Below are 16,698 nucleotides of genomic sequence, written 5' to 3'. Positions count from 1 at the left end.
GGGGGGCCCCGCCCCCGGGGCGCCCCCCCCCGGGGGGGCCCGCCCCCGGGGGGGTCCCCCCCGCCGCCCCCCCCCCGCCGGGTCCGGGGATCACCGCGCTGGTCCCGGCCGCCCGGACCGCCGCCCGCACCCTCGACGCCCACGGAACACCCCTGTCCCGCAAGGCCCTCGCCGGACAGCTGCGCGCGGACGGGTACCAACTGTCCAACGCCACGGCCTCAGCACTCGTGCGCGTCCTGCGCGGTGAGAGCACCCCACCCGCGCCGGACCTGTCACACCGGGTGGCCGCGTGACAGAACCACAATCTGCGACCTCTGTCAGCCATAGCCATCGCCGTGAGACCAGCACACGGGTCTGTCAGGAGGCCCGGCTCCTGACAAAACCTGACCCGACCTGGCAGAGCGATCACCGGCCCGCCCGTAACGGCAAGGCGAGCAGTGCGCACTTTGCTCTCCGTCCCCCTGTTCGGATCCTCGAAGGAGCAACAAGCATGCTGACCCAGCTCAGCGACCCTCACCCGCGCCACCAGAGTCGTCACCGACCTGCGGCGCACTCGCTGTCAAACCACTGTCAAGGCGGAACCGGTGTGGCCGGCCGTGTCGACGTCGGTGTCGGTCTCCGTTGCACCGTCCGCCTTGATCCTGACCCCCATACCGACCCGCCGGGACCGCCTACAGCCCAGGTCAGGCCCCCTTTCAGGAGTGCGGGCCGGGTCCAGACACACCCTCATGTGTGGGGTGTCCCCCCAGGGGCCGCCCATGCGTAAACCGCTACCGGCTGCGGACCCGCTGCTGCGCCTACAGGCCAGCATCACCGCCCGCGACGACCGCCTCCTCGGCTGGCTCTACGACCACGGCGTGCTCACCACCGATCAGATCGGCGCCGCACTGTTCCCGTCCCTGGACTTCGCCCAACGCCGGCTACGCCGCCTCACCGTGCTGCGTGCGACAGACCGGTTCCGACCCAACCGGGCATACGGCGGCTCCTACCCGTACCACTACGTCCTGGACCAGCTCGGCTACGACCACGTCCACGCCCAACGCGGACTCGGACGACCACGCCGGGACCAGGCCCGCCGCCGCAAGCAGTCCCTCACCGGCCGGCCGGACCTGCCGCACCTGCTCGGCGGCAACCAGTTCTTCATCGACCTCGCCGCCCACGCCCGCACCCACCCCGACACGGCCCTGGACCGGTGGCAGCCCGCGTCCGCCTTCCACGAGCCCGGTGTTCTACCGCCGAGGCGGCAACCCGCAGATGATGGTCCACGGACCGAGCGGACTGCCCCGCCCCGACGGCGCCGGGGTGTGGACCGAGCACGGACGGTCCGTGCCGTTCTTACTCGAATACGACACCGGCCGCGAACGCCTCAACATCCTCACCGAGAAAATCGCCAAGTACGAACGGCTGGTCTGCCTCAGCAACTGGACGTGGCCAGTCCTGTTCCACCTACCCTCCGCCCGGCGGGAGGCGAACCTGCACCACCGCCTCGCCGACGTCGGTCCGCAGGCGCTCATCGCCACCACCACCGCCGAACTGCGCGCCGCCACCGGCGCCAGCCCCGCCGAGCAGGTGTGGCAGCTGTCCAGCTTCGGCGCCGGCCGGCACCGCCTCATTGACCTGCCCTACACCGACACCGCCCACGACGCCGAGTTACCCAACCTCGCCGAGCCCGGCCCGAGCGGGCGGGCGGCCTGATGGGGCGGCGGGGCAGACCGACGCGTCGCGCGGTGTAGGTAGCCGATACGCCGCCCCGCGCGCCCACACCCGCCACCTCGTGGGCAGCGAACGCCGCGCGTCGTATGGCCCAGAGGGCGGGACAGGGGCGCGGCCGTAGGTCGCCAGTGCAGCGCCCGGCGTACCTCAACAGCTGTCACGGACCTGTCAGGGTCGGCCTCCGGTGACAGAACCGGCGACCGACCAGGAAGGATCAGCTCCTGCGAAGCTCCACGGTCATGCCCTGCTTTGGCGAAGGTTGCTGACGAAAGCGTTGCAGCCGGGCGTAAGCGGCTCGTGGCGGAGAGGCCAGCCGGTCGATCTCAGGCGGCGATGGCCCGAGCGGCGGCGTACATGTCGGCGGGAAGCCGATTCTGCAGCCGCCAGATGATGCGCATGGGTCGATCGCCGCTGTGCTCCTGGTACGTCATCGGCCCGGCGTACAGGTACGGCGGCGCGCCCAGGTCGCGGTCGGCGAGCTTGGTCTCCCGGACGAACAGGTGCACCGTCGACCCGCGCTCGGCGTGCTGGATGTAGCGCTGCCCGGTCCCCGACGCCGACGACGTGGTGCTCTGCGACTCCCACTGGAACAGGCTGTCGGTGATGGCCCGGTCGGCATACATCGTGGTGGGAGAGTAGTGCTCCTCGGACTTGACCAGGGTGACGAAGAAGAGGTCGGCCCGCTCGTCCGGCAGCCACTTCACGCCCTCGCGCAGCGACCCCGGGTTCGCCATCCCGAAGGCCGCGCACGCCTCGTTTCGGCTGTAGCGGGCGTGCACCCGCAGTGGCACCCGGTCCGACGCCGGCGCCACCGTCACCCGGTGGATCCGATCCCGTAGGACCTCGGTGACCTGGCGCAGCTCGGCGCAGCGCGCCGGCTCCGCCCAGAGCCGCTTCAGCCGGGCGTCGCGCTCGGTCAGCGACACCGAAGGCCCCCAGAGGCTGAAGTGCAGCATGTCCAGCAGTCGGCCGCCGCCGCGGTGTTCGCTGCCTGCGACCCGGGCCAGCAGGTCCAGCCGGTCGACGTCGTCGATGTGCAGCATCCGCCCGATGGCCCGTCCGAGCTCGCGGTCGTCCGGCCCGGCGGTCGAGGTCTCGATGCCCGCCAGGCGCCGCAGCCCGGCCCACCCGCCGATGCTCGCCGACCGGTAGACGTCCTCGATCTCGAGGCCGGTCTTCCGCAGGAACTCGGCCAGGCGGACGTCCCCGAGCTGCCGCAGCTCCGCCACCAGGCCGTTCTTCGACGTCGGCAGCGCCGACCTCAGGTTGGCGAGCACCACATCCTTAGCCACCCGGTCAAGCTCGACGTGGCAGCCGCTCGGCAGCGACGGGAAGTCATCCCGGACGGCCGCCTCGACGGCCCGCCGGCTGACCCCGGTCAGCGCCCGCCAGCGCAGGTCGAACCGGAAGTTGGCGTGCTGCCCGCCGATGAAGTCGAGCACGGTCAGGCAAGGCTTGTCGTCGTCCAGACGCAGACCGCGGCCGAGCTGCTGCAGGAAGATCGTGGCGCTCTCGGTGGGGCGCAGCATGAGGATCGTGTCGACCATCGGCAGGTCGACGCCCTCGTTAAACAGGTCGACGGTGAAGAGCGCCCGCAGTTCACGGTTGCGGAACGCTGTCAGCAGCGCCTGCCGAGCGGCGGGCTCGACCTTCGAGGTCACCGCCGCCGACGGTACGCCCGCCTTGGTGAACCAGTCCGCCATGAACTCGGCGTGCCCTATGCTCACGCAGAAGCCGAGCGCCCGCATTCGCCCGACGTCGGCGGTGTCGCGTACCGCCCGCAGGATCATCCGGGCCCGGGCGTGGTTGCCGGTGTAGACGCCGTCTAGCTCGGCCGGGTCGTACCCCTGTCCGCGCTTCCAGCGCAGCTGCGACAGGTCGACGTCGTCGTGCAGGCCGAAGTACTGGAACGGCGCCAGTAGTTGCCGTTCGAGGGCCTCCCACAGGTGCAGCTCCACGGCAGCGCGGCCGTCGAACCACCGGCGCACGTCGCCGCCGTCGCTTCGGTCGGGGGTCGCGGTCAGCCCCAGGAGTACGCGCGGCCGCAGCCGCTTCAGCAGCCGCGCATACGTCGGCGCCTCGGCGTGGTGAAACTCGTCGACGATTACCATGTCGTACGCCTCGGGGTCGATCTCCTGCCGGTGCAGCGACTGGATCGAGGCGAAGACGTACGTCCAGTCCTTCGGCTTGTCGCCGCCGACGAGGGTTTCGCCGAAGCTGCCGTCCCCCATCACCTGCCGGAACACCGAGCGGCTCTGGCGCAGGATCTGCTCCTGGTGGGCGACGAAGAGTAGCGAGTCGACGTGGCCGGCCTTGCGGAGCCGGCGGTAGTCCAGGGCTGCCACCACGGTCTTGCCGGTGCCGGTCGCCATCACCACCAGGTTCCGCCAGCGGCCGTGTACCAGCCGCTCGGCGTCGAGGTCGTCGAGGATCTCCTGCTGGTAGGGGAACGGCCGCACGTCGAGGTTTGCGATCTCGGTGGGCGCCTCGTCGGGGCGCTCGCCGCGCAGCGCGATGCGCAGCCGGTCGGCGTCCTTTGCCGGGTCGTACGCCTCGAAGGCTGAGTCGTTCCAGTAGTCGGTGAACGTCGCCTCGAAGGTGTCGATGACGTGTGGCTGCTCCAGGTTCGAGATCCGCACGTTCCACTCGACGCCGTCGACCAGCGCAGCCTTGGAGAGGTTGGACGAGCCGACGTACGCGGTGGTCGTGCGGTTGGTGCGGCGGAACAGCCACGCCTTGGCGTGCAGCCGGGTGGTCCTGGTCTCGTAGGAGACCTTGATGTCGGCGCCGAGCTCGGCGAGCCGGTCCAGGGCCCGCTGTTCGGTCGCCCCCATGTATGTCGTGGTGATGACGCGCAGCCGGCCGCCGCGGGCTATCAGGTCGCGGATCGCCGGCTCGACGATGCGCAGGCCGTGCCACTTGATGAACGCGCAGAGCAGGTCCACCTCGGCGGCGGAGGCCATCTCGTGGGTGACCTCGTGGCCGATGCGCGGTTGGTGGCGCCCGTTGACCAGCAGCGTGCCGGTGGAGAGGGGGGTGGTGGGGCGTTGCGGGAACGTGGGCTGCGCGGGCCCGGTTGGTGGGGCGGCGATGGCGTGCAGGATGTGCTTGGTGTCGGTCACCTGGTCCTGTGAGTTGGCCGCCTGTGGGCTGAGGGTGGCAATGGCGTCCGCGATGCAGTTTGTCAGCTCGACCTGGCGTCGGAGCTTGTCGTCGCCGGGGAGGGCGTGCAGGGCGCGGTGGGCAAGGGCGGCGATGTGACGGGCCAGGACATCGGGGGCGTCAGCGGGATCGAGGTTGCCGTGCTGGATGAGGGCGGGGTCGAGGTGGTGGAGGCGATCGGCGAGCTCACGGGTGATGAGATGCTCGTAGATGCCCCGCTCAAGATCGGTCACCGGGGCAACGTAGCCGGCCAAGGGCTGGGGCGCCCTCCCGCCCGTCGAGGCGAAAGTCCTGCTGTCGGCTCCGTGACATTTTGCTCTACCTTGTTGCAGGAGTTGCCTAGTCCGTCATTCGGAGTCGACGAGCCCGCGTAGCGCTTGGTTCTCTGCGGCCGAGGGCCTGGGCTGCGAATACGGCGCAGTCTCGACGAGTCGTTGCCTCGCAGCAATATTAACTTGGCAGGTTATTGACAGCGCAAATAGGTCACGGGAGACCGGCTGAACGGGTGAATAATCGGGGTCCCGCTGATAGGACACCTGCCGGTAGTGTCCGCGGCACACCTTGTGGGGAGGTGAGGTCGATGCTTGCCGGGCTGGAGGTACCGCCCGCGGTCAGAGCGGAGCGGTGATCATCGCCGTGCTGGCGCACCTGCGCTCCGGTCACAACCGAGGCGCCATAGTCGACTCCCCGACCGAGGCAGGTACGTCGGCCCTGGTGGTACGCGCCGCCACTGAGCTTGCCGCAGCGGCCGAGCTCTTGTTCATCATCGCGCACGGCGACGAGAGGTCCTCGACCGAGACCGGGTTCGTCGAGCGTCGAGTCGATGCTGGGGGTGCCGCGCGCGGATCTGGCCGTCATGCGGGCGGGACACTTGGCGACCCGGATGAACTGCTGGCGGTTTGCCTCAGACGGCGACCTAGCCCAGGGAGGACCCGGGCGCACGGATGTGTGAGGGGAGGTGGCATCGAGCGTGGAGGAAGTCAGGCGGGGCGCGGCTGTCGAGATCTTGGAGTACCTGCATAGGAAGCTGGATGACCACTTCCGCCGCGTACACGAGACTCGTCAGCAGTTGGACCCCGTGACACCGGTTTTCGCGCTGGAGCACGACCTAGGCGACACGGACCTAGGCCTGCTGAAGACGAACGTGCGAGCGGCGGTAGCGCAGGGATTCGGGGCGCGGGTTCGTCGGTGGTGGCTGCCATTCGTTGTCTATGCGGCGGAGTCGGGCTACGACTACGTCGGAGGTGAATACTGGCCCAGCTTTGAGGCCTCGACGCCATCGTGGCGCGCCCAGGACCGGCAGTTCATCAAGACGTGGTTCATGAGGTTCGCTGCCGAATACGGCGGAGCGGTGCCGACTGGCGCCTTTGCGCAGAGCTTCAGCATCATCGCTTGGCCAATCACCCACGCCGTACTGCCTACCTACTTGCAGCGGCACCTTGCCCAGCTCCTCTACGAGTTCAGGACGGGGTTGACGACAAAGCTGCTAAGCAATCCCGATGCGCTCGGCGCCATGCTTGCGTCTCGGACGGGTGATTACACCGAACGCTTCCGCATCTTCTGTGAGAACACGACACTGCTTGGTCAAGTCGCCGCGGCCCTGTTGTCTGGCGATGACGAAGAGTCGCCGTACCTCGTTCGTTCAACGCTTCTTCGCCTCGTCGGTGGACTGTCTCGGGAGCGCCAGTCTCGAGACTGGCTCACGCAGGCGAAGCAGTCCGCTAGCCGTGTACGTGCGAGCGGCTTCTTCGGCCCGCACAGCACAGGGACGGCGTCATCCCAGCGAAAGGAGCGACTTCCAACCGCTACCGATCCGAAGCTGCTTCTGCGGCACCAGGACGGCGGATGGCGGGTGTATGCACAACTCCCGGATCTCAGCACGCTTCATGGTCGACTGCCACACGTCTATGACGAACTTCGATCGTCGCGGGCGCGCATCGCCGGCTATGGCAAGATGCTCGCGACTGGGCGCCTCGTCTACTCCGGTCAGGAAGTGCGGCTTACCTCCTGGCCTCGCCGAGAGACGCCCTTCATCCAGCTTGAGCGCGGGTCCGCGCCGGTGAACGGCCTGATCGCCGATCAATGCATGACGAGTGCCGGTCCGTGGTGGCTGTTCGGGCGACGCGACGCAGGTCCTGCTGTGGAGATTAAGGGTAAGTTTGTCCGGCCTGGTCGTTCGTACGTGCTGGTTGGTGGCGGCGCGATCGAGCCGCCGGACGTTGCGTGGCTGACGGAGACGACCATCCAGGTTGATGGCATGCGGGCGTTTGACCTGTCCATTCCCCAGGCCATTAGCGAGACTGACGCGGCCGCACTCGTCGCATCGGGCCTATCGGTCCTTGCGAATGTTGCTGTGCGACCGATCGGCATAGTGGCGAGCGACTGGGACGGTGAGGGCTCAGTTGAGTGGCTCGCCGGCGAACCCGCCATGATCGGGATCCGTGCCGAGCGGGCGCCGGAGAAATGCGTCGTGACAGTCGATGGCGTTCCATATGTCGTGCCGTGGCCAGCTCAGCAGTCCGACCTGTTCATCTCGCTCGACGGGCTCTCGGTCGGCACCTACGAGCTCACTGCCACGCTGCTGGTTACTAACGACCAGCCGCTTGCTGAGGGATCGCTGATCGTCACGATCCGCGATCCGCAGGTTCGGCCGGAGGGTGCGACGTCGGGCGAGGGCATCCGACTGGTCGCGTCGCCAGCTCGGCCGAGCCTGACCGAGTTGTGGGCCGAACGTGCCGTCATGTACATCGATGGTCCGCGGAATGCAACGGCCGAGCTCACCGTGACACTCCGTGGTGCGGACGGAGAACGGCTGGCCAAGATCGGCAGCCGCATTGACCTGCCGATGAACCCTGCAGCGTGGAGCAAGTTTGCACAGCGCGAGTTCGGCCGGCCCGAGCTGCAGCGAAGGTATGACGAAGCCGAGTCCTGCGAAATTGCCGTATCCAAGGCAGGGATCGGCTTCGCCTCGCTCGTCTGTGACCGAGGATTCCGGGCACTGCGCTGGGTCGTCGCGAAGCGCCACGGCCGACGGGGTGCTCGGCTCGTCGATCGAACCGATGGCGACAACACACGTGTCGAGTTCTTTTCGGTGGAGTCGCCGCTCCTCGGAGTGTCCTTCGAGCCGAAGTCAGAGATCGAAGCACCACCGCGGGGTGGTTTGCTTCGGGCAACCGCAGGGGGCGTGGAAGCCTCCGTCATCCTTCCTCCCGATCCGAACCAGCTTCTGAAAACGGGTGCTCGCTCGTCTGTCCAGGTCGCATCCAATGCTCGACACGAACACATGCGCCTGATAAAAGGTCACCACGACTGGTTGTATGCCGACCTGCCGGCCGATCCGTTCGCGCGGTACCTGCAGAACATCGCCCTCGAGGCGATCACCCGCGCGCTTGTCTCGGTGATCGCGGGGAATCACTGGGCGCGGCTGGAGCGCAGGCTCGAAAGCGCGGATGTCTTGGATTACCTGGACGAAATGCGGGCGATGGTTGGAAATTCCTCCAGTCAAGAGGCGCTCGCCAAGGAAATCGCCGGTCGCCTTTGGCGGTGGTCGGACTCGACGGACTCGCTACTCGCGGGTTTCGCTGGCGCGATCGCCTCGGCGGCAGCGAGCAGCGGCATTGAGGATCCGCATCTGGCAGCGAGGTTTCTTCTATCCTTGGCAAGCAGCCCGGGACGGATCGCGGAGTGGAATCCATCGAAGCAAGACCAACTCCTTAACCGCGTCGTCAACTCTCCTGTCCTGTTGCGGGCGGCGCGTTTCGCTGTCCTGGGCACCGATGCATATCGAGCGGGCGTGATCAGATCTGCTTTGGGGGCCGCCGGATGAGGATTTCCCAATTGTCCGCTGCGGATGCGGCCCAGCTCACTGTGAAGACGCTTGGCCTCGACGAGGAGGTAGTTGACCTCCTTTCACCGGAAGGACTCTGTGCCTCCCTGCGGAGAGCAGCGTCGTTCCTATGCCCTGCCACGCCGCGTCAGATTGTTGATGCCGTGCTCGGAGCAGTTGGCCCCGTTGCTTCAAGTGGCGCGCCGTCCCGTGACGACCTCATGGAGCTACTCGATCTTCTGATCTCGGTTGGTGATTTGCTCGAACTTCGTCAGCGAACTACGTACGCGACCAAGCTGCTCTTCCTTGGCCCGCCGTCCTATGTCGTCAAGGAGCCTGGCCGGTACCTGCTGCTCGGGGTCCGTCCCTTCGGTGCGGCGCTCGTCGGTGAGATGCTGGCGCGCGAGGTGCTGTACGAGGGCCACACTCGCACGATCGAGTTGGAGTTCGACAGTGCCGGCCTGCGGTTCGCAGCTCTCGGACTGCAAGAGATCAAACGTGAACAGTGGGCGGTGCATCCGGTTGCCGTTTCGGCTGCGGCGTTCATTGGCGAGTACCGCCAGCGGCTGGACAGCACAGGTCCGTCTGGTCAGGTCGACGGGCTGACCCTGATCGATCCGAGTAGTGCAGTGCGCTACTACCGAGGCCGGTGGAGGGCTCCGAAACCCAGCGACAGCGGAGATTTCGTAGCCCGGCGCCCACAGGCCTACGGAGCGGATCTCTGGTGCTTTGTGCGCGTCGCTGAGGGAGTCCCACAGCGGTTAGTCGACCTTCCAGTCGGCGACGCGACGACACCGGGGCGGGACGAAGCCTGGCGTCTGCAGGCGGCGCTCGATGCCCACCGTGGCGAACCTCAGGTCTTTCGTACCCGAACCGCGACTGGGAGGCCGTACATCATCATGGACCTCTTCTCACCGGTGCCGACCTGGGCAGCGCGTTACCTCGGGTTGGTCGGGCTTTCGGTGCCCCGTTCGAAGGGCTCGCTGTTCTCATATCGAGTGCCGACTGCAGCCATGCCTGACCTCACGGCTTTTCTTGCTGACATGCTGTGGACGCACGGGGGAGGAACAGAGTGACGGCGGAAGCGCCTACCATCGCGGAGACGATCACCAAGATCCAGGCCGCGCTACGCGACTACATCGAGGCCACGTACCACGTCGGACACCCGACCCTCATCGACCAACGCCGGGCGCTGCTCGATCAGGAAGGGGTGCTATTTCGTGCGCCCTTTATCGAGAGCACGCCGCGCTACACGACGGACCGACGGTTCACCGATCTCGAACTCGATCCGGCGGTACAGAAGCTCTTCGCCAGCCTGACCTCCCGGCACGGCGACACAACTCCGCTGCTCTACGACCCGCCGTACACGCACCAGGCGCAGGCGCTTGAGTGGACCTCGCGGGACGGTCGAAGCCTCGCCGTGACCACTGGTACTGGGTCCGGTAAGACGGAGTCCTTCCTGCTTCCGATGCTCGCCAAACTCGCCGCCGAAGCAGCCCACCGACCTGCCTCCTTCGAAGCGCCGGCCGTCCGGGCCCTCATTTTGTATCCGATGAACGCGCTGGTAAACGACCAACTCGGTCGTCTGCGCCTGCTCCTCGGTGATCCACGGGTGACCACCCAGTTCACCGCCTGGGCAGGCCGCCCCGCCCGGTTCGCGCGGTACACCAGCAGAACGCTTTACCCCGGGGTTCGGAAAGTAGCGAAGGACCAGGAACGACTCCGTTCGATCGAGCGGTTCTATGTTCTCCTCCTTGACCAGGCAGACGATCCCACGTCCCCATGGCACGCCGAGGCGGTGGCCCTGATCAAGAAGCTGCAGACACGTGGCAAGTGGCCGTCGAAGCCCAACCTGAAGGCCTGGTATGGCGCGAGCGGAAGCCGTTGGAAGGACAAGAACGGGGAATTCGTACGTGCCGTCATGCGACCCGAGGATCCGGAACTCCTCACGCGGCATGAGGTGTTGAGTTCTCCGCCGGATGTCCTTATCACGAACTATTCGATGCTGGAGTACATGCTGATGCGGCCGCTTGAGCGGCCGGTCTTCGATGCCACGCGCGCGTGGCTGGCGAACAACCCAGATGAGAAGTTCTTGCTCGTCATCGACGAGGCCCACCTGTATCGGGGAGCAGCAGGCGCGGAGGTGGCGTTGCTTCTGCGGCGGCTGGGCGCCCGACTCGGTATTTCCAGTGACCGCCTGCAAGTGATCTGCACCAGCGCGAGCTTCGCAAGCGCCACGTACGCACGGGAGTTCGCGGCGCAACTGACCGGCAAGTCCGAGGACGACTTCAGGACCGTCGAGGGTCGGCTCGCGCTCCGCGGCCATGCCGCCGTCGGCACCGCCGAGGATGCGGCAATCTTGGTCGCTGTGCCGATGGCCAACTACTACGAGGCGTCGAGCGACAAGGCTAGGACGGAGGCGGTGCGTGGCCTGCTTGACTACCGCGGGGTGACAGGTGAAGAAGGCGCCTCGGTGGGGTCGGTGCTCCATGAGGCCCTCAGCACCTGGGGGCCGATGAATCTGCTGGTCAACGAGACGATGAAACAGGCGCAGCCCGTCGACGAGTTGGGCTCAATGATCTTCCCGGCAGTAGATAAGAAACTGGCGGACCGGGCGGTCTCGGCGTTGGTGGCCCTTGGGAGTGCAACTCGGCGCTCAGCGGATGCCGCTGGTCTCTTGCCATGCCGTGTTCACGCGTTCTTCCGCGGGTTGCCCGGTCTGTGGGCATGTATCGATCCGGACTGCAGTGAGGTCGACCGCAGGACGTATCCCGCTATCGGGCCGGTGGGTGCCCTCTATGCCCAGCCGCAGGCAAGCTGTGGTTGTGGAGCCCGAGTCTTTGAGCTTTACACCTGCAGGCACTGCGGCTCCGCCTACGCCCGCACCTACACCGATGACGTCATCGACCCCAGCTTCCTGTGGCACGAACAGGGTGGCGAGTTCCAGGCCTCCTCGGGAGCCGTCCCGGAATTGCAGCCGCTTGACCTGCTCCTCGAAGCCCCAGCCGAGCACAATGTTGAGCCTGCGGATATCGACCTGGTTACCGGGCGGCTGAATCCCGCCAGACTGGGGGAGCGGAGGCGGGTCGTCTTCCTGCCGACGCCGCGGGCGGGCGAGGCAATCCCCGGTGACGAGGACCAGGACGAAGACGAGGCGGAGGCCAGCGGCCAGTTCACGCCGTGCGGCGTGTGCGGCCAGCGGGCCGGCTTCGGTCGCTCCTCTGTGCAGGACCACCAGACCAAGGGCGACCAGCCGTTCCAGGCGCTGGTGACTCGTCAACTCGAAGTCCAGCCCGCCGGTGCAGAGAAGTACTCGGACTTCGCGCCCCTTCGCGGTCGGAAGGTGCTCGCGTTCTCGGACTCACGGCAGGTCGCGGCGCGCCTCGCGCCCAACCTGCAGAACTACTCCATGCGCGACGTGATCAGGCCGGTGGTGCTGCGGGGGTGGCAGGAGTTGTCGAGGCAACCACTGCTCGCCCCGGCCCTCAGCCTCGAACGGATGTACCTTGCGGCCATGGTCGGTGCCCGGCTGCTTTCGGTACGTCTGCGTCCCGAACTGCGGCCTGCCGAGTCGCTCGAAGCTCTCAGGGAGGTCGCGAAGTCGCTGGAGAACGGCGCGCTTGAGGGCAACGCAGCGGAACTGATGCAGCTCTCCTTCATTACCGATCAGCCCCCGCAAGCCTTGCTTCGTGCCATGTACGCCACGCTGACCGACCGGTACTACGGATTCTCGTCGCTCGGCCTGGCGTCGATCCGGGAGCGGGCCAATCTTTGGAAGCCGCTACTCGCCAAGCTCTCGGACATCGCGGGCGTGGCAACAACGGAGGAGACCAAGCAGGCGCTGGTTCGGCTCTGGCTCGCCCAGTGGATGACCAGCAACCGTGGTGTGTGGTTCCCGAGCATGCCCGACGGTGACTGGTGGAAGACCAAGGGCGGAGTGAAGCCACACGGCGGCAAGTTCAAGCCGATCCAGTCGTGGTTGGGCACGGCTCCGGCTCGGAAGCAGTTTGCCGAGAACTGGCTGCCGACGCTGGTGCAAACCTTCTGCGAAGGGGTCGGGGGCAACAAGTTCAAGCTGTTGGCCTCGAAGGTCGGGCTCGAACTGGGTGGTCTGTGGGGCTACTGCGAGCGCTGCCGGTTCACGCAGCGACCCTTCCCGGGCACGATGCGCTGCGCTAGTTGTGGGAGGGACCACGTACGGACATTGGACCCTGACGAGGACGCCGTCTTCCAGGCACGCAAGGGATACTATCGCGCAAGCGCCGTCCGGGCATTGGCTGATCCGCCCGAATCGCCGATGAGCATCATCGCGGCGGAGCACACGGCGCAGCTAAACGCCGCACAGTCGGACGAGGTGTTTTCCAAGGCCGAGGAACACGAACTGCTCTTCCAAGACGTCGATCTGGGACTGCCGCGTCCTGGTGAACAGCAGCGCGCCGCTATCGACGTATTGTCGTGCACGACGACGATGGAAGTCGGTATCGATATCGGCAGCCTGTCCGGTGTCGCGCTCCGCAACATGCCGCCCTCGCGTGCCAACTACCAACAGCGAGCGGGTCGTGCCGGTCGTAGGGGCAACGCCGTCGCGACCGTGCTTGCCTTTGGAAGCGCCGACACCCACGACGATCACTACTTCCGCCAGCCGGAACTGATGATCCGAGGCAAGGTCGACGACCCCATCCTCACCATGGACAACGGCGAGATCGCGCGGCGTCACGTCACCGCCTACCTCTTGCAGCGCTACCACCAGGACCGGCTGCCGAAGATCGAACCTGAGATGCAGCCGCAGCTGTTCGAGGTGCTGGGCACGGTCGAGGGGTTCGCGGGAACGACGTCGCCGCTGAACCGGACTGATCTTGAGGATTGGTTGAAGGTCAACGAGCCCGTTCTTCACCGTGAGATCGCCTCGTGGCTCCCGAGCGAATTGAGCGCCAGCGATCGGGACACGCTGCTCGACGGCATCGTCACAAGAACGCTCGGCGACATCGACGTGGCGCTCGATCTCGACCCCAATGGCAGTCTCCCAGAGCCCTCGAAGGGTGACTCCGAACCCGAGACCGACGAGGTCGAAGCCGAGGGGCCAGCCGAGGACGGTGCGGAGGTGCCGAGTGCGCGGCGGAGCCAGACCAACCTCCTGGATCGTCTGCTCTACAAAGGTGTGCTGCCGCGTTATGCCTTTCCCACGGATGTGGTCGCGTTCCACGTCTTCGACATCGATCGGTCGACACCGTATCGGGCCGAGTTCCTGTACACGCCGAGTCAGGGCCTGCCGGTGGCGCTCAGTCAGTATGCGCCCGGCAAGGTGGTGTGGGTCGACAACAAGGAGTGGACGTCGGGGGCGCTCTATGCGCCCGTAAGGAAGGAACTTTCGAAGGCGTGGGAGGACAAGCTCCTCTACTTCGAGTGCGAGGTGTGCCACTACGCCAAGCACTTCTCGTACAAGGACGCGGAACGCGGCGAGACACGTGACTGCCCGGCCTGTGGCTCCGCGGACAAGTTCGGGGCGGCCAAGAACTGGATACGCCCGCCGGGGTTCGCTCACCGCGCCAAGGAGGCGCCCGGCACCAGCCCCGATGATGCACCGGCCCGGAGCTACGCCACGAGGGCAAAGCTCGTGGCGCCCGGTCCGACCGAGGAGTCCGCGTGGCAGCACGTCACCGATCGACTCGAACAGACGTACCGACGCGAGACCCTGCTCGTGACCAATACCGGTCCGCGCACGGAGGGTTATACCTACTGCACGCTCTGCGGATTGATCGAGCCAACCGCGATGGCATCGAGTGCTGTCGTTGGCCCGCATCCGAAGCCGTATCCCGATGAGAAGGAACCTTCGTGTCCCGGTTCGAGGTCAACCCGCGGACTGGTACTTGGCACCGACTTCATCTCGGACGTGTTACTAGTGCGTTTGAAGGTGGCTGCGCCGATCACCTTGCGTCCAGCGTTCCTCTCGACTCACGTCGCGCTTCGCACGATCGCGGAGGGTTTGACGATCGCGGCGACCAGAAAGCTCGACATTGAGGCGACCGAACTGCAGGCGGAGTATCGACCGGCGCTCACGCCGCTCGGCAGTGAGGGGCTTGAATCCGAGATCTACCTCTACGACACGCTCGCCGGTGGCGCTGGCTTCACCCGGCGGGTCAACGACTACAGGATGGAGATCTTCGAGCAGACGCTGGACCTCCTGGAGGAGTGCCCAGCTGGCTGTGACGAGTCCTGCTACCGCTGCCTTCGGAGCTTCCGCAACCGCTTCGAGCACGGTCTGTTGGACAGGCACGTCGGCGCCAGCCTGCTTCGCTACCTGATCCACGGCACTCCGCCGCAGCTTGATCCTGCCCGCCTCCATCAATCGGCTGACAAGCTGTTTGAGGACTTGACGAGCCACGGAATCGACGGCGTGACCTTCGAGCGCAAGGCAGAGATTGAGATAGAGGGGATCGGGTCGGTCACCGCGCCGATCCTAGCCACGAGGGGCGGCCAGCAATGGATCTTCGGTGTTCATGGACCGCTCACGCCTGACGTCGCGCCGACTGACGAATTGCGGGACGCCAAGGAGTTCGGAAGCGTGCCGGTTCGCCTGATCGATGACATCGTGATCGCGCGCAACCTGCCGTTCGCCAGCCAGACGGTCCGGGATTCGCTGACGTGACCGGGAGCGGACTTCACTTCGACCCCGGCATCGAGGCGTCCGCGGGTATCTGGCCGCAGCGTCCGGATCTTTGGAGTTACTTCTCGCTCAAGGAGTTCGAGGCTTGCCCGCGGCGTTGGATGCTGACCCGGGCACAGTACCCCCATATCTGGTCACGCTCGGGTTATCCGACGATGCCGGCGATCGCTGCAGTCTTCGGCGACGTCGTGCACGGCGCCTTGGAGACGATCGTGAAGGCGCTCGTTGCTGCGGGATGCGAATCGACACGCGCTGCGGGGGCCGCCCAGGTTCTTCGTGAACTCGGCGGGATCACGGCGGTAGTCGGACGGGCCGCGAAGGACCGATTGGCCCGGCTGGATGGCAATCCGCGTCTGGACGGCGATCGCCGACGTCGTCTCGGCCGCGAACTCAGTGACCGCGTGCCCGAAGCGCGTGCCCAGCTCCAGGCATACCTGAGTCGATCTGTCCTGCCAAGGGGCAGCCTGCCCAAGCGCGCTGCCATTCCGGATGGTGGAAACACCGCGTCGAGCTCAGGGCCGCAGCGCCGACCAGTCGGAACCGGCGCACATCCGGAGATCACGCTGACAGTCGATGAACTACGGTTAACCGGTCGCCTCGATCTGCTCACGGTCGCTGACAATGCCGTGCGGATTACGGACTACAAGACAGGGGTGGAGGATCCGAGCCACCTCGATCAGCTGCGCACCTATGCCTTGCTGTGGGACTTGGACCGAACGGTGAACCCGAGCGGACGGAAGGTCACCGACCTCGCGGCTGCGTATCCGAGCCGCGAGGTGTCGCTCCCGGGGCCGGCGGAGAAGGAGCTTCGGGTGCTCCAGCAGTCATTCGAGACGCGTATCGCCGCCGCCGATGCGGAGCTTGCGGCACCGATGCCGACGGCGGTCACCCGCGAAGACACCTGTGGCTCCTGCCAGGTCCGCCAACTTTGTGCGGAGTACTGGAAGCAGGTCGTGCCGGCCCCCGACAATGTGTCCCCCGGCTCCTGGTTCGACTACCAGGGCATTGTTGGTCCGCAAAACGGTGTCCGCAGTTGGTGGATGATGAGTCGCCGGACGGGCGGACGCCAACTCCTGCTACGTACGCCGTCACCATCGACTGCGCTCACCTCTGGTAGCCACTTACGAGTGCTCGGCCTCCGGTTGGACGACGATCCCGAGGTAGACGCGTTCATCGGTGCTATGTCAGCTTCGTCAGAGGTGTTCGTCGTGACCGACCAGTCCGGTGTTCCCGCATTAGAAGGCACTCCGCCTTACCGTGCTGGCCCATGAGACAGTGTGGACACTTGGCCTGGCTCGCCGCCGGTCAGAAGGGGTGCCACCGGAGTAACTGT

General features: G+C 66.4%; 6 protein-coding genes and 1 pseudogene. 6 read left to right on the top strand and 1 reads right to left on the bottom strand.

What is annotated here, in order from left to right:
- Positions 1–728: 728 nt before the first annotated feature.
- Positions 729–1,151, top strand: a pseudogene (locus ACFY29_RS09825) (replication-relaxation family protein); the annotation flags it as partial.
- A 175-nt stretch (positions 1,152–1,326) separates the two neighbouring features.
- Positions 1,327–1,695 carry a hypothetical protein gene (locus tag ACFY29_RS09820; RefSeq protein ID WP_386984855.1) on the top strand — a complete coding sequence of 123 codons (369 nt, stop codon included), beginning with the start codon at positions 1,327–1,329 and terminating at the stop codon, positions 1,693–1,695.
- A 341-nt stretch (positions 1,696–2,036) separates the two neighbouring features.
- Here ACFY29_RS09820 and ACFY29_RS09815 read toward each other — a convergent pair whose 3' ends face one another.
- Complete coding sequence (locus ACFY29_RS09815; protein WP_386984853.1) at positions 2,037–5,108, bottom strand: DUF3427 domain-containing protein; 3,072 nt, start codon at positions 5,106–5,108, stop codon at positions 2,037–2,039.
- Positions 5,109–5,845: 737 nt separating this feature from the next.
- Between ACFY29_RS09815 and ACFY29_RS09810 the strand changes: the two genes are divergently transcribed.
- From ACFY29_RS09810 to ACFY29_RS09795, 4 genes are read left to right on the top strand one after another with little or no spacing between them, the layout of a single operon-like run.
- Positions 5,846–8,701 (top strand): hypothetical protein, encoded by a 2,856-nt coding sequence (locus tag ACFY29_RS09810; RefSeq protein WP_386984851.1) that lies wholly within the window; start codon positions 5,846–5,848, stop codon positions 8,699–8,701.
- A complete protein-coding gene (locus tag ACFY29_RS09805) occupies positions 8,698–9,777 on the top strand; it encodes a hypothetical protein (protein ID WP_386984849.1) in 1,080 nt (359 codons plus the stop codon). The genes ACFY29_RS09810 and ACFY29_RS09805 overlap by 4 nt, the downstream gene beginning before the upstream one ends.
- A complete protein-coding gene (locus ACFY29_RS09800) occupies positions 9,774–15,347 on the top strand; it encodes a DEAD/DEAH box helicase (protein WP_386984847.1) in 5,574 nt (1,857 codons plus the stop codon). The genes ACFY29_RS09805 and ACFY29_RS09800 overlap by 4 nt, the downstream gene beginning before the upstream one ends.
- Positions 15,344–16,636: a PD-(D/E)XK nuclease family protein gene (locus ACFY29_RS09795; protein ID WP_386984845.1), complete on the top strand. Its 1,293-nt coding sequence runs from the start codon at positions 15,344–15,346 to the stop codon at positions 16,634–16,636. The genes ACFY29_RS09800 and ACFY29_RS09795 overlap by 4 nt, the downstream gene beginning before the upstream one ends.
- Positions 16,637–16,698: the final 62 nt, after the last annotated feature.

The organism is Micromonospora sp. NPDC000668 (assembly GCF_042897975.1).
In the GTDB taxonomy this organism is placed as follows: domain Bacteria; phylum Actinomycetota; class Actinomycetes; order Mycobacteriales; family Micromonosporaceae; genus Micromonospora.
This window is presented reverse-complemented; position numbering and strand designations above follow the sequence as displayed.